This is a genomic window from Dongia mobilis (genome assembly GCF_004363235.1).
GTDB lineage: Bacteria > Pseudomonadota > Alphaproteobacteria > Dongiales > Dongiaceae > Dongia > Dongia mobilis.
The window spans coordinates 75,602-94,236 of record NZ_SNYW01000014.1 but is presented as its reverse complement, the minus strand read 5'-3'; the positions used below and the strand labels follow the sequence as shown (position 1 = coordinate 94,236).

Below are 18,635 nucleotides of genomic sequence, written 5' to 3'. Positions count from 1 at the left end.
ATGACGATTCATCTCTACAACACCCTGCTGCGCGAGAAGCAGGTGTTCCAGCCGATCGATCCCCTGAACGTGCGCATTTATGTCTGCGGCCCGACGGTCTATGACTATGCCCATATCGGCAATGCGCGCCCGGTCGTGGCGTTCGATGTGCTCTATCGCCTGCTGCGCCATGTCTATGGGCCGGATCACGTCACCTATGCCCGCAACATTACCGATATCGACGACAAGATCATGGCGGCGGCCGAGAAGACCGGCGAGAGCATCGAGAGCATTACGACGCGCACGGCCGGATGGTATCATGACGACATGGCGGCGCTGGGGGCACTGCCGCCGGATCGCGAGCCGCGCGCGACCGCCTATGTCCCGCAGATGATCCGCCTTATCGAGCAACTCATTGCCAAGGGCTTTGCCTATGAGGCCGAGCGGCATGTCCTCTTCAACGTGCCGGCAATGCAGGATTACGGAAAATTATCGCGACGCAGCCTCGACGACATGATCGCGGGTGCCCGCGTCGACGTGGCGCCCTACAAGAAGCACCCGGCCGATTTCACGCTGTGGAAGCCCTCGGCCGACAACCAGATCGGCTGGGACAGCCCCTGGGGCAAGGGGCGGCCCGGCTGGCATATCGAGTGCTCGGCCATGTCCGGCGATATCCTCGGCGAGGTATTCGACATCCATGCCGGCGGGATCGACCTCATCTTCCCGCATCACGAGAACGAGATCGCCCAGAGTCGTTGCGCCCACGGCACGCCGGTCATGGCCAATTACTGGCTGCATAACGGCTTCGTCCAGGTGAACGGGCAGAAGATGTCGAAATCGCTCGGCAACTTCTTCACGGTGCATGAATTGCTGGAGGAGGGGTTCCGTGGCGAGGCGATCCGCCTCGCGCTCCTTTCGGCGCATTACCGCCAGCCGATCGACATCACCCGCGAGGGCATCATCGAGGCCAAGGCGCAACTCGATCGCTTTTACGGCGCCCTGGCCAAGGTGGCGGATATGGCCGTTGATCCGGCGCCGACGGATCACGTGCTGGCTGCCATCGCCGACGATCTCAACACGCCCCTGGCGCTGAGCGAGCTGCATGAGTTGGTAACGAAGCTTAACAAGGCGACCAATGAAACTGAGAAAAAGGTCGCCAAGACTGAGCTATTGGGTGGCGCGCAGCTGCTTGGCCTGCTCTGGCAAGATCCTGCCAAGTGGTTGCAATCAGGTGGTTCCGGCATCGAGACGGCCGAGATCGAGGCGCTGATTGCGGCGCGGCTTGCTGCGAAGAAGACAAAAAACTTTGCGGAAGCAGACCGCATCCGTAATGACCTTGCGGCCAAGGGCATCTTGTTGGAAGATAATTCCATGGGGACGACGTGGCGCCGGGCGTAAACGCGGCTTAGCAGGATGCGCTGATATGACCTATCAGCGGCTCACGTCGGAGGACTTTCTGGAACGTTGCTCACTCCGGACGGCGGCACTCTACCGCTACTGGAGCAAGAAGAAGTGCGGCCGCAAGCTGCCGCGACGCTGCGACATCGATCCCGTCGAAATGAAACCCTGGCTGCCCGGCATCGTCCTCGTCGACGTCAAGCCGGCGCGGAAGATCGTTTACCGCGTGGTTGGTACGGCGGTGTGTCAGCACCGCGGCTTCGATCCCACCGGCCGACCGGTGGAAGAGGGCCTCTACGGAAATGTCCGTGAAGAGGTGCTGGAAAACTATCGCCTCGCCATCGACGAGCAATCCATCGTGTTCGACTACGATTCCACACCCTCGCGCTCCGGGTTTGCGCGCGAGATCGGCACCCTGTTCCTGCCCCTTTCCAGCAGCGGCGAACGCGTCGACCAGGTGCTGATCTACCAGGACATCGAACCGCTGCCGCTGCGCTGAGTGTCAGCGGCGTTCGGCAAGGGCGAGGCGCAAGGCGAGGCCGACGAAGACCAGTGCCGTCAGCCGGTTGAGCCACAGCCCGACCATGGCGGAGCCCTTCAGCAGCTTCGCGGCCGTTGCCGCGGAAATGGCGACGGCGCAGTTCACCGCCGTGCCGCTGATGTTGAAGAGGGTGCCGAGGACGAGTATCTGCAGCCAGACGGGTCCGGCCCTGGGATCGACGAATTGCGGCAGGAAGGCCAGGATGAAGAGGGCGACCTTGGGGTTGAGCACGTTGGTCAGCGCGCCTTCCGCGAAGACCCGCCACAGGCCGGCTGGTGCTGGCGCGCTGCAGCCGGAGAGTCGGGCCTTGCCGGCCTTCAGCGCCTTCCAGGCGAGATAGAGCAGATAAGCCACGCCAGCCGATTTCACCGCGACAAAGGCCGCTTCGGAATGGGCAAGCAGGGCAGAAACTCCGAAGGCGGCAAGGGCGGTATGGACCAGAGACCCGCCGGCGATGCCGAAGCTGGCGGCAATACCGGCGGCGCGGCCCTGTGCCGCGGCCCGGGCGATGACATAGGTCATGTCGGCGCCGGGTGTCAGGTTCAATGCCAGGGCGGCGATGAAAAAGGGGACAAGGGCAACAGGATCCGGCATTTCCGAGGCCTCGAAGGCGGGTAACAATCTGTCCATGGGCTGCTTGACGGGCAGAGTCCCATATGGTCATTAGCCGGTCAATCACCGGAAATTGCTGGAAAAGCCGGCCGATCATGGCAGACGACAATCGCGTATACCTTTTCGACAGCACCCTGCGGGACGGTGCCCAGACCCAGGGCGTCGATTTCAGCGTCAACGACAAGCTGGCCATCGCCCAGGCGCTGGATCGGCTCGGGGTGGACTATGTCGAGGGCGGCTGGCCTGGCGCCAACCCGACCGACGATGCCTTCTTCGGGGCACCTCCCGCCTTCAACAGGGCCAGGTTCGTCGCCTTCGGCATGACGCGCCGGCCCGGCCGCTCGGCCGCCAACGATCCCGGCCTCAACGCCCTTCTCAACGCGAAGACTCCGGCAGTCTGCATGGTCGGCAAGAGCTGGGATTTCCATGTCGACGTGGCCCTCGGCATCAGCCGCAGCGAGAACATCGACATGATCAGGGAAAGCGTCGCGCATGCCGGCAAGAGCGTGGACGAGGTGATGTTCGACGCCGAGCACTTCTTCGACGGTTACAAGGCCAATCCGCAATACGCGCTGGATTGCGCCCTGGCCGCCTACCAGGCCGGTGCGCGTTGGATCGTGCTCTGCGACACCAATGGCGGCACGCTGCCGCACGAGGTGGAACGCATCGTCGGCGAGGTGACGGCGAAAATCCCTGGCGCGCGGCTTGGCATCCATTGCCATAACGATACCGAGAATGCCGTCGCCAACTCGCTCGCCGCCGTGCGGGCGGGCGTGCGGCAGATCCAGGGCACGCTCAACGGCCTCGGCGAGCGCTGCGGCAATGCCAACCTGGTTTCACTCATCCCCTCGCTGATGCTGAAATCGAACTTCAAGGTCGGCCTGACCGAGCAGGACCTGAAGCAGCTGACCCATGTCTCGCGCCTGCTGGACGAGCGTCTCAACCGCGCGCCCAATCGCAGCGCCGCCTATGTCGGCGAGAGCGCCTTTGCCCACAAGGGCGGGCTGCATGTCTCGGCTGTGGAGAAGGATCCGCGGACCTACGAGCATATCGAGCCTGAGCTGGTCGGCAACCGCCGCCATATCGTCGTCTCCGACCAGTCGGGCCGCGCCAACATCCTGGCGCGCTTCCGCGAGGTCGGGCTCGATGTCGAGGCGGATGACGGCAAGGTGGCGGCGCTGGTCGAGACGGTGAAACTGCGCGAATACGAGGGCTATGCCTATGACGGTGCCGAGGCATCGTTCGAATTGCTGGCGCGGCGCGCGCTGGGCTCGGTACCCGGCTATTTCCGGCTGGCACGCTTCCGCGTCATGGACGAGCGGCGCTGGAACGTGCGCGGTGAACTGGTGACAGAATCCGAGGCCACGGTCACGATCGAGCTCAAAGGCGAGCAGCTGATGACGGTCGCCACCGGCAATGGCCCGGTGAACGCGCTGGACACCGCGCTCAGGAAGGCGCTGCTGCCGCATTATCCCGAGCTTGGCGACATGCGGCTGGTGGATTTCAAGGTGCGCATCCTGACGCCCCAGGCCGGTACCGAGGCCATCACCCGCGTTATGATCGAAAGTGCCGACAATGCCGGCGAGCGCTGGAGCACGGTCGGCGTCTCGCCCAATATCATCGATGCCTCCTACGAGGCGCTCAACGACGCGATCACCTGGAAGCTCCTGAAATCGGGCGCGAAGAGCGCCGAATAACCATGAGCATGGGCGGTCCCGCCATCATCCTGGTTAGCCCGCAGATGGGCGAGAACATCGGCACGGCGGCGCGCGCCATGCTGAATTGCGGCCTCACCGATTTGCGTCTGGTCGGGCCCCGCGACGGCTGGCCAAATGTGAAGGCCGAGCGCGCCGCGGTGGGAGCGTTCGAGATGATGCCCCCGGTCCGGGTCTTCGAGAAGACCGAGGACGCGCTCCGGGACCTGACCTATGTCTATGCCACCACGGCGCGGGACCGGAAGATGGTGAAGCCCATCGTGACAGCCCGATTTGCCGCGGCCGAGGCGAAAGAAAGGATCGCGGCCGGTGGCAGAATCGGTTTCTTGTTCGGCGCAGAGCGCATGGGCCTGGTCAATGACGATGTGGCGCTGGCGGATGCGCTCCTGACCGTGCCGCTCAACCCGGAGTTCACCAGCCTCAACCTGGCCCAGGCGGTGCTGCTTGTCGGATACGAGTGGTTTCAGGCCGGCGATACCACTCCACCGTCACAACTCGACACCAATGGGTCGCCGCTGGCGACAAAGGAACAGCTTCACGCCTTCTTTGCGCATTTCGAGCGCGAACTCGATGCCTGCGGGTTCCTGCGCAACCAGGAAGCCCGGCCCAGCATGGTGCGGAACCTGCGGAACATGTGGTCGCGTACGCATCTGACCGAACAGGAGGTGCGGACGCTGCATGGCGTAGTGAAGGAATTGACAACGCTGCGTGTGCCGCGAAAATAACCGCCGTTCCGAACCCAGCGGAAGCGGTCCAAACCGGGCCGGACAAGGTCAGGATGGCACGCGTCTCATTCACGTCGCATCTGCGCAAGGTCGCACCAACTGAAGCTGTCCACATTGCGGCCGGTAATCTTGGTAATGCGCTGGAGCCCGTCTTCGCCCGATATCCGAAGCTCCGCGGCTATGTGGTCGACGAGCAGAACCGCCTGCGCAAGCATGTCGTCATCTTCCTGAACGGTGAACGCCTGGCTGCCGCCGACTGGCCCTCGCATCTCGTGGATGAGGACGACGAGATCCATGTGCTGCAGGCTTTGTCCGGCGGCTGAGGGAGAACGATATGGCAAGCAGACTGGCAGTCGCGTCACGCAAGGGGCTTATTCTCTATCGCCTGAAGGACGGCGGCTGGCTTTACGAGGGTGTCCACTTTCGCGGCACGCCGGTCAGCATGGTGATGCGCGACCCGCGTGATGGCCGCCTCTATGCGGCCCTCGATCACGGCCATTTCGGACCCAAGCTGCACCGCTCGGACGATGACGGCGCAAATTGGCGCGAAATCGCGACGCCCGCCTTCCCGAAGATGGAGGCCAGCAACGCACCTGCGGTTCTCAACATCTGGGCGCTGGAAGCGGCGGGTGCGGATCGGCCCGGCACGATCTATGCCGGCACGGTGCCCGCGGGGATCTTCCGCTCCGACGACGCGGGCGAAAGCTGGACCCTGAACCAGTCCTTTATGAACCTGCCGGAACGCACCCAATGGGGCGGCGCCGGCAATGATACCCCAGCCGTCAGTTCGATCTCGATCCATCCCAACGACAGCCGGCGCATGGGCATCGCCATTTCCGCCGGCGGGGTCTGGCAGACCGAGGATGAGGGGGCGAGCTGGCGCAATACCTCGAAGGGATTGTGGGCCGCCTATATGCCGCCCGACCAGGCGGAGAACCCGAACGTGCAGGATGTGCACCAGATGCGCCGCGCGCGGCAGGATCCCGACCGGCTCTATATCCAGCATCACAATGCCGTCTTCACGTCGTCCGATGGCGGGTCGACCTGGCAGGAGATCTCCAAGGCCTTCGGCTTCGCCGTTGCCGTTCATCCGCGGGATCCGCTGACCGCCTGGTTCGTCCCTGGCGAGAAGGACCAGTACCGCATGCCGAAGGACGAGACCTTCTGTGTTGCCAAGACCAGCGATGGCGGGCGGAGCTTCCGGACCATCACAAAGGGCCTGCCGGAAAAGCCGGCCTTCGACCTGGTCCTGCGCCACGCCATGGATGTGGACGACACCGGTGAGAAGCTGGCATTCGGCTCGACCACGGGCAATCTCTGGACCAGTTCCGATGGCGGGGAGGCGTGGCAACTGCTCTCCAGCCACCTGCCGCCCGTCTATTGCGTCAGAATTTTCTAGATATTTCAAATTGTTATGCCAATTTATCGGCGCTTGACGGGGCGGAATTAGCCGCTATATTCCGCCCGCTCCCGTGCCGGACCGCCTTTGGGCCCAGTCCAGCCGCCGGTTTCGACCGGGTCGGACAGCCGGGACATGAAAAACGTCGTGCAAAAACGAGAGGATTATCCATGTCGAAGCGTATTCAGGCCAAGCACAAGATCGACCGCCGTTTGGGCGTCAATCTGTGGGGCCGTCCCAAGAGCCCGGTCAACGATCGCGAATACGGCCCCGGCCAGCACGGCCAGCGCCGCAAGAAGCCGACCGATTACGGCATCCAGTTGATGGCGAAGCAGCGCCTGAAGGGCTATTACGGCTCGATCGGCGAGCGCCAGTTCCGCAAGCTCTATGAAGAAGCCGCCCGTCGCCGCGGCGACACCTCCGAAAACCTGATCGGTCTGCTCGAGCGCCGCCTGGAGACTGTCGTCTACCGCGCCAAATTCGTGCCGACCGTTTTCGCCGCCCGCCAGTTCGTCAACCACGGCCACGTCCTGGTGAACGGCAAGCGCGTCAATATCGGCTCCTACCAGCTGAAGGAAGGCGATGTCGTGGAAGTCCGCGACCGCGCCAAGCAGCTGGCCATCGTTCTCGGCGCCGCGCAGTCGCAGGAGCGTGATGTGCCGGAATATGTCGAGACCGACCACAAGAAGATGACCGCGAGACTCGTGCGCGTGCCGCAGCTGGGTGACGTGCCGTACCCGGTCAGCATGGAACCGCATCTGGTCGTCGAATACTACTCGCGCTAAGTCGGCGCGATCCCACGCGAAACAAGAAGGGCCGGTCCTTGGGGACCGGCCCTTTTTCTTTCAGTTGCCGCGCAGCCGGTCGAGGCCGCGGGCCAGATCCGCGATCAGGTCGTCGGGATCCTCGAGCCCGGCATGGATGCGCACCGTCGGCCCCGGCTGCCGCCATCTGGTGGCGGTTCGCGCGCTGCCGAGGCTGGAGGGCACCATCAGGCTTTCATAGCCGCCCCAGGAAAACCCGAGGCCGAAAAGCTCCATGCCGTCGATCATGGCGGCTACGCGCGCATCATCGAACGGGTTGAAGACCACGCCGAAGAGGCCGCTTGAACCCAGGAAGTCGCGTTTCCACAAGTCATGGCCGGGATGTTCCGGCAATGCGGGGTGCAGCACCCTGGCCACTTCCGGCCGTCCCTTCAGCCAGTTGGCGAGGGTGAGTGCCGTTTGCTGGTGCTGGGCGAGGCGGGCGCCGATCGTACGCAGGCCGCGCAGGGCCAGATAACAATCGTCGCCACCGACGGCAAAGCCCATGCCGTGAACCTGGGTCTTCACCTGCGTAAAGAACCGATCGCGCATGGTGATGATGCCCATCATCACGTCCGAATGGCCGACGATGTATTTGGTCGCCGCATGCACCACGACATCGACTCCGTGGCGGTAGGGTTTGAAGAAGAGGGGGCTGGCCCAGGTATTGTCCAGGATGACGACGCAGTCCCTTTCATGGGCGGCGGCGGCGATCGCGGGCACGTCCTGGATCTCGAAGGTGTGGGAGCCGGGACTCTCCAGATATACGACTTTGGTATTGGGTCGGATGAGCGCGGCGATACCGGCGCCGACCGACGGGTCGTAATAGGTCGTCTCGATGCCGAACCTTCGAAGCTGCGTGTCGCAGAACACGCGGGTGGGCTCGTAGGTGGAGTCCACCATCAGCACATGGTCCCCGGCGCCGAGAAAACTCAGCAGGGCGCCGGACACAGCGCCAAGCCCGGACGGCACGGCAACGGCCCGGTCGGCCTCTTCCAGGGCGGCCACGGCTTCTTCCAGGGCGAAGGTCGTCGGGGTGCCGTAACGCCCGTAATAGACCGTATTGAAACGCTCCTTGTGGCGCGCCCGCATGTCGGCGACGCTGTCATAAAGTACCGTCGAGGCGTGGTATACGGGCGGATTGACGATGCCGTGATGGGCCTTCGGGTGATTGCCGGCATGGGTAGCCAGGGTGCGGTCGCGCTTGGTCATGGGTGTGGTCCGGATATGCTGGAGACCCTGCAGGCTTTACCATTCCTGCCCGGCCGTTCCTAGCCCGGCGCCACCTCGGCAAGGCGCCGGCCGGCGCCTCCTGCGTGGCGAATAGCCAGTCTTTTCAGGCATTCCGCCGGGCTTAACAGGCGGTCAGGATGCTTGTAGGGCAACAATCCCTGTGTTAGAGAAAATTCAAGCCAGTTGGCATCTCTGGGAACTGCACCCGTAAAAATGGGGCATTGATGCCGCAGGTGACGAAGAACAATTAATCCAGGGAAGGACATCCAGATGAAACAGATGAAGTATGTCGTTGCTGGTGCCGCGCTGCTGGTTGGCATGGCCGCAGCGGCCCAGGCCGCGACGCTTGACGACGTCAAGGCGCGCGGCAAGCTGGTTTGCGGTGTTACCACCGGCTTGGCCGGTTTCGGCGCGCCCAACGACAAGGGCGAATGGGCCGGGCTCGATATCGACCTCTGCAAGGCCGTCGCCGCCGCCGTGTTCGGCGATGCGACCAAGGTCGAGTACAAGCCGCTATCGGCAGAACAGCGCTTCACGGCGCTGCAGGCGGGTGAAGTCGACGTCCTGGCACGCAATTCGACCTGGACCCTGTCGCGCGACACCCAGCTCGGTCTCGATTTCGTTGGCGTCAACTACTATGACGGCCAGGGCTTCATGGTGCGCAAGGACCTTGGCGTCAGCAGCGCGCTCGAACTGAAAGGTGCCACGGTCTGCGTGCAGGAAGGCACCACGACCGAGAAGAACATGGGCGATTTCGACAAGGCCAACAGCCTTGGCTTCGAACCGGTCAAGTTCAAGGAGAACGACCAGGCCCGCAGCGCCTATGACGAAGGCCGTTGCGACGCCTACACCACCGATGCCTCCGGCCTGGCCGGCGAGCGCACGGCGCTCAAGGACCCGGCTGCGCACATCATCCTGCCGGAGATCATCTCCAAGGAACCGCTCGGCCCGGTCGTGCGTCATGGCGACAACCAGTGGGGCGACATCGTCCGCTGGGCCCATAACGCCACCCTCGTGGCCGAGGAAAAGGGCATCACTCAGGCCAATGTCGATGACGTAAAGGCGGCCAACGGTGCCGACAACACGGCGGCTGATGCCGAGATTCAGCGCCTGCTCGGCATCACCGACAAAATGGGTGAGGGCCTCGGCCTTTCGGCTGATTGGGCCTATAACATCGTCAAGGCGGTCGGCAATTATGGCGAAATCTTCGACCGCAACATCGGCCCGAACACGCCGATCGGCCTGGAACGCGGCCTCAACGCGCTGTGGACCAAGGGCGGTCTGCAATACGCACCGCCTGTGCGCTAAGCCAATCATTCGCTGAAAACCTACGCCCGGCCAAAAGCCGGGCGTAGGCACATATATCTGTTCTCACGCAACCCGGTGGGGAGGCGTTGACATGGCGTCAGCAAAATCCGCGGCAGCAGCAGCCAACGGCGAAAATTCCATTCATCAAAAGAGAATCGCATTCTGGCGCGATGAGCGGACACGCGGCGTCATTGCCCAGGTCGTGACCATTCTCGTCCTCGCTGGGCTCTTTTGGTTTCTTATCTCGAACTTCCTCGAGAAGCAGGCTCGCAGTGCCGGCCCCGCGATCAGCTTCGATTTCCTCAACAACGTCGCCGGTTTCCAACTCAGCTTCTCCCTGCTGCCGATTACGCTGGATTCGCCCATCGGCCTTCTCATTGTAGCAGCCGGCATCAGTACGCTGCTCGTCGCCTTCTTTGCGGCCATAATTGCAACCCTTCTGGGTCTGGTTGTCGGCGTGCTACGCCTTTCGCACAACTGGCTGATTTCGCGCATCGCCGCGACCTTCATAGAAATCATCCGCAACATCCCGCTGCTGCTGCAACTGGTGTTCTGGTACACCGCGGTTCTGACAGTACTGCCGCGCCACAAGGACAGCCTCACTCTGTTCGACGTCGCGTTCCTGAACATCAAGGGCATGTTTCTGCCGCGCCCGTTCCTGCAAGAGGGGGCGGGCATACTCCTCTTCGTCGTCGTCGTGGCGATCGGCGCCGCAGTCATGGTCGCGCGCTGGGCACGGAATCGGCAGATGCTTACTGGCCAGCAATTCCCCGTCTGGTCGGTTAACCTGCTAATCGTCATGGGGCTGCCGCTGCTGGCCTATCTCGCCCTGCACGAGCCGATCGGCTGGGAAATCCCGGAGAAGGGCGGCTTCAACTTCAAGGGGGGCTTGACAGTCCAGCCTGAAATGACGGCCCTCATTGTCGGCCTCGGCGTCAGCACCGCGGCCTATGTCGCAGAAATTGTGCGAGCCGGCATCATGTCGGTAAGCCATGGGCAGACCGAGGCCGCATCTGCACTCGGCCTTAAGGCGAACCTGACGTTGCGCCTGGTGGTCTTGCCTCAGGCACTGCGCGTCATGATTCCGCCGATGATCAGTCAGTATCTCAACGTCGTGAAGAACTCCACGCTGGCTGGTTTCATCGGGTTTGCTGACCTCTTCTCGGTCATCAGTACCTCGCAGAACCAGACCGGCAGGGCGATCGAATGCATCATAATCCTAATGGCGTTCTACTTGATGATCAGCCTGATCATCTCCAGCATCATGAACGTCTATAACAAGCGCGTCGCGCTCGTGGAAAGGTAAGGCGGCCATGAGCGATACGTCGATGGAAAAGGTGATTCCGGGCAACCGCCCGAGCCTGCCGCCGCCGGTGACCGAATCCGGCGTGCTGGGCTGGATGCGCCACAACCTTTTTTCCAACTGGTGGGATACTCTTCTTACGCTCGCCGCAATCTACATCCTCTACCTCGTCATTCCGCCTTTTCTCAACTGGGCAGTATTTGACGCGATCTGGCAGTTCTCGCCGGAGGTCGTGCAGGACGGCAAACAGCCGCAGTTCGCCGATTGCACCGCGATCAGCAGTGGCGCCTGCTGGATCTTTGTACGGGCGCGCTTCTGGCAGTTCATTTTTGGCTTCTACCCTGACGAAGAACGCTGGCGTGTGGTGCTGACCTTCATCCTGCTGGTGGGTTCGGTCTATGGTCTGCTGTCGCAACGCGTTGCCAACAAGAAGCCGGTTGCGATCTTCTTTTTCGTGATCTTTCCTTTCCTGGCCTTCTTCCTTTTGCATGGCGGGCTGGGGCTCCCGGAGGTACCGACTTCGCGCTGGGGCGGTATCATGCTGACCCTGATCATTGCCGGCATCGGCATCCTGTTTTCGCTGCCGCTCGGCATCCTGCTTGCACTCGGCCGGCGCTCGCAATTGCCGATCGTCCATCTGCTCTGCGTCCTGTTCATCGAGTTTGCGCGCGGCGTGCCACTGGTCACGATTCTGTTCATGGCGAACATCATGCTGCCGCTGTTCCTGCCACCCCAATTCGAGCCGGACATCCTGTTGCGCATCCTGGTAGGCGTTACCATGTTCGCGTCGGCTTATATGGCCGAGGTTATCCGCGGCGGTTTGCAGGCACTGCCCAAGGGTCAATACGAGGGCGCCATGGCAATGGGGCTCGGTTACTGGCAGATGATGCGCCTCGTCATCATGCCGCAGGCGTTGCGCGTGGCTATTCCAGGTATCGTCAACAACTTCATCAGCCTGACGCAGGATACGACCCTGGTGGCAATCGTGGGTCTTTACGACTTCCTAAACATTGTCCGGGCCGGTTCGCGTGACTCCAACTGGATCGGGACGGAGATGGAGGGCTACGTTTTCTGCGCCTTTGTCTACTGGGTCTTCTGTTTTGCGATGTCGCGTTACTCGATGCATATCGAGCGCAAGCTTCATACCGGCCACAAGCGCCACTGATCGGGAGGATTTGGGATGAGCAACGCACAGCCTGCCGCCGGTGAGATGATCGTCACCGACGAGGTGATGATCCAGTTGGCCGGGGTGAACAAGTGGTATGGGCAGTTCCACGTTCTCAAGGAAATCGACCTGACCGTGATGAAGGGCGAACGCATCGTCATCTGTGGACCCTCTGGTTCCGGCAAGTCGACCCTGATTCGCTGCATCAACCGACTGGAGGAGCACCAACGCGGAAAAATCATGGTCGATGGCGTCGAATTGACCCACGATCTGAAGAACATCGAAAAGGTGCGCCGCGAAGTCGGCATGGTGTTCCAGCATTTCAACCTGTTCCCGCACCTGACCGTGCTTGAGAACCTGACCTTGGCGCCGATCTGGGTGAAAAAGGTGCCAAAACGCGAAGCGGAAGAGACCGCCATGCATTACCTCAACCGCGTCAAGATTCCGGAGCAGGCGCAGAAATACCCCGGGCAACTCTCGGGCGGCCAGCAGCAGCGCGTCGCCATTGCGCGGTCGCTGTGCATGAGCCCCAAGGTGATGCTGTTCGATGAACCGACGTCGGCACTGGATCCCGAGATGATCAAGGAGGTGCTGGACGTGATGATCGAGCTGGCACAATCCGGCATGACGATGATCTGCGTAACCCACGAAATGGGTTTCGCCCGCACGGTTGCGAACCGGGTCATCTTCATGGATCGGGGCGAGATCATCGAGCAGAACGAGCCCGAGGAATTCTTCAACAACCCGCAATCCGACCGCACCAAGCTGTTCCTCAGCCAGATCCTGCATCACTGATTGGCGGCACCGCGTTCAGGCCGCAGCCAGCATCTCGCGCAGCAGGCGGATTGGATCCGGCCGGGACCACAGGTCAGCATCCGGTGCCATGAAATCGGCGCCGGCTGCCATCACTGTTCCGGCGGTGACGGGTTCGGGCGGCAAGGCAACGACGCTGGGCACCGTCATCATCTCGCTCCACCAGGCGATCAGGTCGAGCGACTCCCCGGCCCGCGCCAAATCGTAATCGAACTGAACATAGTCGGCGCCGGCTTCCGCGGCTTCCATCGCCATGTGGCGTTCCAGCGGACAGGCGACGCCGATGCTTGCCCGGTCGCCGAGTACCCTGCGCGCCGCCGCATAATCCATCGGATCGGCGAGATGCACGCCATCGGCGCCCAGACTTTTGACAAGTTCGACGGAATCCAGCAATACGGCGATTCCGGCATCCTGCGCCGGTTGCAGAATTTCCCTGGCGGCGATCCTGACGCGCGCCTCGTCGAGCCCCGCAATGCGCAGGCAGGCGACGTCCAGTTCTGCCGCCGCGCGCAATACCAGCGCTACCATCGCCGGGACGGCAACGCCGCCCGAGATGAACTCGGGCGGCGTCGTCAGATAGAGCCGGCAGGCGGAAGTATCGGCGGCGATCGCCGTTACTCCTTGCCCTGATAGATGCGGATCAGGGTATCCAGCATCTTCAAGGCCTCCTCGCGCGGACGCTGGAAGGTGTTGCGGCCGATGATCGAGCCGTTGCCGCCGCCGTCGCGGATACCACGGACCTCGTCATAGAGACCGTCGAGCCCCTTGGCGGCACCACCCGAGAAGACGACGATGCGCTTGCCGTTGAAGCAGGACTGCACCACATGGCGGATGCGCGCCGCCATGGTCGCGATGTCGATCTTTTCCTTCTCATAGACCTTCTTCGCCTCGCCCTGTTCCAGGAAGGCGGTGGGCGGCTTCACCTTGATGATGTGGGCGCCGAGCAGCGCCGCCATGTGCGCCGCGTAGGCGCAGATGTCCATCGCCGTCTCGCCATCCTTGCTGATGGCGTCGCCACGCGGGTAGGACCAGATCACGACGGCAAGGCCCGCGGCCTTGGCTTCCTCGGCCATCTCGCGGATCTCTTCCATCATCTCGAAGGCATAATCCGAGCCCGGATAGATGGTGAAGCCGATGGCCGAGCAGCCGAGGCGGAGCGCATCATTGACCGAGGCGGTGATGGCCTGGTCCTTGAGGCGCGCGAGGCTGTTGGAACTGTTGACCTTGAGGATGGTCGGTATCTGGCCGGCGAAGGTGTCGGCGCCGGCCTCGATCATGCCGAGCGGTGCGGCATAGGCGGAAAGGCCGGCCTCGATCGCCAGTTCGAAATGATAGTGCGGGTCATAGGCGGCGGGGTTCGGCGCGAAGCTCCGCGCCGGGCCGTGCTCGAAGCCCTGGTCGACTGGCAGGATCACCAGCTTGCCCGAACCGCCGAGGCGGCCCTGCATCAGGATGCGGGCGAGATTGGCCTTGGTGCCAGGATTATCGGATTCGTAACAGGAGAGGATCTTGCGGACTTTTTGGGTGGTTTTCATGCGTTGGCTCCCGCTGCCGGCCGGGGCGGTCCGCCGGCCGGATGGTGATAGGTCGGGCCCGGTTCATAGCCAGATTTGGCCGTGAGTTCAATGCAAGGCGGGGGCATTGCCATCAGCCCGCAAGTGCGCGGTTCTATCCGGCCGGGATTAGAACCACCCTTCCGCCCAATTGATCTGCAATATCAACCACTTTGTCGGCAACCGGGGAGCGGGCGGCGAGGGCCACGGCAGGCAGGCCGGCGCGCAGCGCCTCGATCGCTAAATCGGCGCGGCCCCCACAATCGACCACCAGGGTAAAGGGCCGGTCCCGGCAGCGGTGACGCAGGGCGTCCTGCATGGCGACGAACCACAAGATTCCCTGGGTGCCGGCGGCGTTCGGCGGCGACCACAACTCAACCATTTTGTCGGGCGGCGTGCCCGACAAGGCTGCCTCGGCGGCGCCGAGATTGCCAATGTCGCGATGAATGACCGTTTTTCCGGCGCTCACGGCCTGACCAGCGGCGGCAAGCCGGCGGCCCATTGCGCCGGGTCGGGCGAATGGAACGCGAAGGCCAGCTTGAAGCTCTCGGCGATCTTCTTCGCGCGCTCGACGAAGGCGGCGGCGAGGGCAGGGGGAAACAGGTCATGGGCCGTCGCCTCGAACAGGGACAGCCATTGCGCGAAATGCCGCGGCTCGATGCCGCCGATCTTGAGGTGCGCCGGTATGGGGCGGCCCTTGTACTTGCCCGTGGTCAGCATGACGGAGGACCAGAAGCTGCACATCGTCCGCAGGTGGGGGCCCCAATCCTCGCCGATGGCCTGGCGGAAAATCGGCCCCAATTCGGGGTCGCTGCGGATGCGGGCGTAAAAGGTGGCGACCAGATCCTCGATCTGGCTTTCGCTGGGCTGGGTATAGATTGCGTCGCTGGAAAGAGACATATCGGATCCCGATTAAAGCGCCATGCAAGATACCTGATTGATGCACGTCCCGTCATCAATGCGACATCATGAAGCTTGGGCCAACCTGGCCAACCGCTTATTGTTGTAAGTCAGAATAACTCGCAATATTATTGCTTCTCAATTGCAGAAAGCCGCGGCATCGGAATCCGCCCGGTGGCGGTCCAGCGAGAGTGTGAGTCTTGGTCTCGAATGAAAGTGTGACGGCCGCAGGACGGCGCTCTCGGTTGGGCCTTTCCTGGCAGGGTCCGCTGTGGATTGCCGCCGTCTGGTTGGTGGCGGCTTGCGTCGCGTTTCCGATTTTTGTCGTCCTCTCGCATGTCTTTGCGCCGAAGGGCGAGGTCTGGTCCCACCTCGCCGAAACCGTTCTCACGGAGTATGTCGCCAATTCCGTGCTGATCGCCCTGGGAGTGGGGTGCGGTGTCCTGCTCCTGGGCGTGCCGACGGCCTGGCTCGTCACACTCTGTCGCTTTCCCGGTCGGCGCTGGTTCGACTGGGCCCTGTTGCTGCCGATGGCGATGCCCGCCTATGTCATCGCCTATACCTATACCGGGCTGCTCGACTACGCCGGGCCGGTGCAGTCCTTTCTGCGCGAAATCCTGGATGCACCGGGCGGTCTGCGCTGGCTGCCTGACATCCGGTCGTTGCCGGGTGCCATCATCATGCTGGTCCTGGTGCTCTATCCTTACGTCTATCTGCTGGCGCGCGCGGCCTTCCTCGAACAATCGGCCTGCGTACTCGAAGTTAGCCGCACATTGGGCTGTTCCCCCTGGCGCAGTTTCTGGCGCGTCGCCTTGCCCCTGGCGAGGCCGGCACTTGTCTCGGGCGTCGCACTGGCGCTGATGGAAGCGCTCAACGATTTCGGCACCGTCGACTATTTCGGGGTCCAGACGCTGGCGACCGGAATCTATCGCGTCTGGCGTGGCATGGGCGACCCCGTGGCGGCGTCGCAGATTGCCGCCCTTCTCCTGCTTCTCGTTTTTCTGCTGCTGGGTCTCGAGCGCTGGTCGCGCGGCCGTCGCTCGTTCGCCCATTCAACCAACCGCTACCGGCCGCTGCCGCGCTTTCGCCTGAAGGGCAGCCGGGCCGGCATCGCCATTGCCGTCTGCGCCCTGCCGGTGCTCCTGGGCTTTATCCTGCCTGCCGCGGTGCTGCTCAGCTGGGCGGTCGCCAATGCCGACATGTGGCAGTTCGATCGATTCGGCGCGCTGGTCCGCAATTCCTTCCTGATGGCGGGCTTTGCCGCCTGCCTCGCCGTGGCGATTGCCGCCATCCTTGCCTATGCGCTGCGTCTGCGACCCTCGGTCCCCACGCGGGCCGCCGTCCGCATTGCCGGGTTCGGCTATGCCATACCGGGCCCGGTCCTGGCGATCGGTATCCTGCTGCCATTCGCCGCGATTGATCACATGCTCAATGCCTGGAGCCAAGCCGGGTTCGGCATTGGCGTCGGTCTCGTCTTCAGCGGCACCCTGTTTGCACTCACATTTGCCTATCTGGTCCGCTTCATGACCGTCAGCCTGAATGTCGTCGAGGCCAGCCTCGGCAAGGTGACTCCGTCCATGGATCATGCGGCGCGTTCGCTCGGCCGCAGCCCGTTCGGCACGCTGACCAGCGTGCATCTGCCCATCATGAAGGGCAGCCTGCTTACCGCCGCTATCGTGGTGTTCGTCGATGTGCTGAAGGAACTGCCGGCAACCCTGGTGCTGCGGCCGTTCAACTTCGACACGCTCGCGGTCGTTACCTACAATCTTGCCAGCGACGAGCGGCTGGCCGAGGCGGCCGGCCCGGCCCTTGCCATCGTCGCGGTCGGAATCCTGCCAGTCTATCTCATGGCCCGCGCCAGCGCCGTGGCTCGTCCCGGCCGCGATGCCCGGGTCGGAACCGAGGCCATGGGCAGTACCTCCTGGCGCAGCGCCAGGGTCGGTGCCGAATGACTGTCGCCGTCGCCGCACTCGAACTGCACGACATCAGCCATGCCTATGACAACAACCTGGCAGTGGCCGGAGCGTCGCTGCATGTCGATGAGGGCGAGGTGGTCTGCCTGCTGGGACCATCCGGCTGCGGCAAGTCCACCATTCTGCGCATCGCCGCGGGTCTCGAACCGCTGCAGCAGGGCGAAGTGCGTATGGGCGGCGTCACGGTAGCCGGCGGCGGGCTGATCCCGGTACCACCGGAGCGGCGCGGCGTTGGCCTGGTCTTCCAGGATTTTGCCCTGTTTCCGCATCTGAACGTCGCCGGAAATATCGCCTTTGGCCTGAGCGATCTCGCCCCGCGCGAGCGGCCGCACCGGGTGGCCGAAGTGCTGGCCCAGGTCGACATGAGCGATTTTGCCGAAGCCTATCCGCACGCGCTTTCCGGCGGCCAGCAGCAGCGCATTGCGCTGGCGCGGGCGCTGGCGCCGCGGCCGCGCATCCTGCTGCTGGACGAGCCGTTCTCGGGGCTCGATGCGCGCCTGCGCGAACAGATCCGGGAGGATACCCTGCGGGTGCTCAAACAGAGCGGCGCCGCGACGCTGATGGTGACGCATGACCCGGACGAGGCCATGTTCATGGCCGACAGGATCTATCTGATGAAAGGCGGGCGCGTGGTGCAGAGCGGGTCGCCGGACGCGCTCTATCGCCGTCCCGTCGACCCCTTTGTGGCGCGGTTCTTCACTGCGGTGAACGAGTTCGCGGGGGTCGTGACGGCCGGCCGGGTCGCAACGCCGCTGGGCGTGCTGCCGGCACCCGGCTTTCGCGATGGCATGCGGGTGCTGGTCCTGGTGCGGCCGGAGGCCATCCATCTGGTGCCGGCGGGAACGGGCTCGGAGCCTGTGGTCGCTGGTACCCTGACCCAAGCCCGGTTTCTGGGCGGCGTTCACTGGCTCGAGGTCAGCCTGCGCGGCGCAGACGGTGCGGGCGTAACGGTCAAGGTCCACCATGCCGGGCGCGACGTGCCGGAAGCCGGCGGCCGGGTGCTGCTGACGCTCGACCCGCGCGACGCGCTGATCTTTGCCACCACGTCCGCCGGCGACGCCGAGGCGGCTCGTGGCTCTGACGAAATCTCCGTCTTGTCAAATAGTTAGGCCGGGGTCAAAGATATCGTGAAATGGCGACAAACTATTGTGGCCGGACAGCGGATTTGCGATAGTCCGCCCGGGTCCGGCGCCCTTCGCCGGTGGCAAACTCGAA

The 18,635-nt window shown here is 63.3% G+C and carries 19 protein-coding genes; 13 read left to right on the top strand and 6 right to left on the bottom strand.

Translation table 11 applies throughout. From position 1 onward, the window contains the following. Positions 1 to 1,377 (top strand): cysteine--tRNA ligase, encoded by a 1,377-nt coding sequence (gene cysS, locus A8950_RS18635; protein WP_133615195.1) that lies wholly within the window; start codon positions 1 to 3, stop codon positions 1,375 to 1,377. A gap of 25 nt (positions 1,378 to 1,402) precedes the next feature. Then, positions 1,403 to 1,876 carry a PAS domain-containing protein gene (locus tag A8950_RS18630; protein ID WP_166645276.1) on the top strand — a complete coding sequence of 158 codons (474 nt, stop codon included), beginning with the start codon at positions 1,403 to 1,405 and terminating at the stop codon, positions 1,874 to 1,876. 3 nt (positions 1,877 to 1,879) lie between these two features. Here the strand turns inward: A8950_RS18630 and A8950_RS18625 are convergent, their stop codons facing one another. Further along, the gene (locus A8950_RS18625; RefSeq protein ID WP_208109932.1) at positions 1,880 to 2,548 is read right to left on the bottom strand and encodes a LysE family translocator; all 669 of its coding nucleotides are present in this window, start codon (positions 2,546 to 2,548) and stop codon (positions 1,880 to 1,882) included. Between the two features lie 77 nt (positions 2,549 to 2,625). Here A8950_RS18625 and cimA point away from each other — a divergent pair, with 77 nt between their 5' ends. From cimA to rpsD, 5 genes are all read left to right on the top strand, one after another. Continuing rightward, positions 2,626 to 4,227 carry a citramalate synthase gene (gene cimA / locus A8950_RS18620; RefSeq protein ID WP_133615193.1) on the top strand — a complete coding sequence of 534 codons (1,602 nt, stop codon included), beginning with the start codon at positions 2,626 to 2,628 and terminating at the stop codon, positions 4,225 to 4,227. A 2-nt stretch (positions 4,228 to 4,229) separates the two neighbouring features. Further along, positions 4,230 to 4,970, top strand: a complete 741-nt coding sequence (locus tag A8950_RS18615) for an RNA methyltransferase (RefSeq protein WP_322090937.1) — start codon at positions 4,230 to 4,232, stop codon at positions 4,968 to 4,970. A gap of 53 nt (positions 4,971 to 5,023) precedes the next feature. Continuing rightward, positions 5,024 to 5,293, top strand: a complete 270-nt coding sequence (locus tag A8950_RS18610; RefSeq protein WP_133615192.1) for a MoaD/ThiS family protein — start codon at positions 5,024 to 5,026, stop codon at positions 5,291 to 5,293. A gap of 11 nt (positions 5,294 to 5,304) precedes the next feature. Then, positions 5,305 to 6,369 (top strand): WD40/YVTN/BNR-like repeat-containing protein, encoded by a 1,065-nt coding sequence (locus tag A8950_RS18605; RefSeq protein ID WP_133615191.1) that lies wholly within the window; start codon positions 5,305 to 5,307, stop codon positions 6,367 to 6,369. Between the two features lie 170 nt (positions 6,370 to 6,539). After that, entirely contained in the window at positions 6,540 to 7,154 is a 615-nt protein-coding gene (gene rpsD, locus A8950_RS18600) for a 30S ribosomal protein S4 (protein WP_133615190.1), read from the top strand. Between the two features lie 60 nt (positions 7,155 to 7,214). On the opposite strand, the gene metC is transcribed toward rpsD, so the two are convergent. Further along, positions 7,215 to 8,384: a cystathionine beta-lyase gene (gene metC / locus A8950_RS18595; RefSeq protein WP_133615189.1), complete on the bottom strand. Its 1,170-nt coding sequence runs from the start codon at positions 8,382 to 8,384 to the stop codon at positions 7,215 to 7,217. A gap of 291 nt (positions 8,385 to 8,675) precedes the next feature. Here metC and A8950_RS18590 point away from each other — a divergent pair, with 291 nt between their 5' ends. The 4 genes from A8950_RS18590 (at position 8,676) to A8950_RS18575 (ending at position 12,976) form a co-directional block, all read left to right on the top strand. Next, positions 8,676 to 9,713: an amino acid ABC transporter substrate-binding protein gene (locus tag A8950_RS18590; RefSeq protein WP_166645275.1), complete on the top strand. Its 1,038-nt coding sequence runs from the start codon at positions 8,676 to 8,678 to the stop codon at positions 9,711 to 9,713. 91 nt (positions 9,714 to 9,804) lie between these two features. Beyond that, positions 9,805 to 11,019: an amino acid ABC transporter permease gene (locus A8950_RS18585; RefSeq protein WP_133615188.1), complete on the top strand. Its 1,215-nt coding sequence runs from the start codon at positions 9,805 to 9,807 to the stop codon at positions 11,017 to 11,019. 7 nt (positions 11,020 to 11,026) lie between these two features. Next, positions 11,027 to 12,181, top strand: coding sequence for an amino acid ABC transporter permease (locus A8950_RS18580; protein ID WP_243735707.1), 1,155 nt, complete (start codon positions 11,027 to 11,029; stop codon positions 12,179 to 12,181). A 15-nt stretch (positions 12,182 to 12,196) separates the two neighbouring features. Beyond that, a complete protein-coding gene (locus tag A8950_RS18575) occupies positions 12,197 to 12,976 on the top strand; it encodes an amino acid ABC transporter ATP-binding protein (RefSeq protein WP_133615187.1) in 780 nt (259 codons plus the stop codon). Positions 12,977 to 12,991: 15 nt separating this feature from the next. Here A8950_RS18575 and A8950_RS18570 read toward each other — a convergent pair whose 3' ends face one another. The 4 genes from A8950_RS18570 to A8950_RS18555 form a co-directional block, all read right to left on the bottom strand. Further along, positions 12,992 to 13,522: a thiamine phosphate synthase gene (locus tag A8950_RS18570; RefSeq protein ID WP_133615186.1), complete on the bottom strand. Its 531-nt coding sequence runs from the start codon at positions 13,520 to 13,522 to the stop codon at positions 12,992 to 12,994. Between the two features lie 86 nt (positions 13,523 to 13,608). Next, positions 13,609 to 14,529, bottom strand: coding sequence for a class I fructose-bisphosphate aldolase (locus A8950_RS18565; RefSeq protein WP_133615185.1), 921 nt, complete (start codon positions 14,527 to 14,529; stop codon positions 13,609 to 13,611). 133 nt (positions 14,530 to 14,662) lie between these two features. Then, entirely contained in the window at positions 14,663 to 15,016 is a 354-nt protein-coding gene (locus tag A8950_RS18560) for a hypothetical protein (protein ID WP_133615184.1), read from the bottom strand. Then, entirely contained in the window at positions 15,013 to 15,447 is a 435-nt protein-coding gene (locus A8950_RS18555) for a group III truncated hemoglobin (protein ID WP_133615183.1), read from the bottom strand. Before A8950_RS18555 ends, A8950_RS18560 begins: the two co-directional genes overlap by 4 nt. Before the next feature lie 245 nt (positions 15,448 to 15,692). Between A8950_RS18555 and A8950_RS18550 the strand changes: the two genes are divergently transcribed. Then, complete coding sequence (locus tag A8950_RS18550; protein ID WP_243735706.1) at positions 15,693 to 17,399, top strand: ABC transporter permease; 1,707 nt, start codon at positions 15,693 to 15,695, stop codon at positions 17,397 to 17,399. After that, positions 17,396 to 18,529: an ABC transporter ATP-binding protein gene (locus A8950_RS18545; protein ID WP_133615181.1), complete on the top strand. Its 1,134-nt coding sequence runs from the start codon at positions 17,396 to 17,398 to the stop codon at positions 18,527 to 18,529. The genes A8950_RS18550 and A8950_RS18545 overlap by 4 nt, the downstream gene beginning before the upstream one ends. The last annotated feature ends 106 nt before the right edge of the window (positions 18,530 to 18,635 follow it).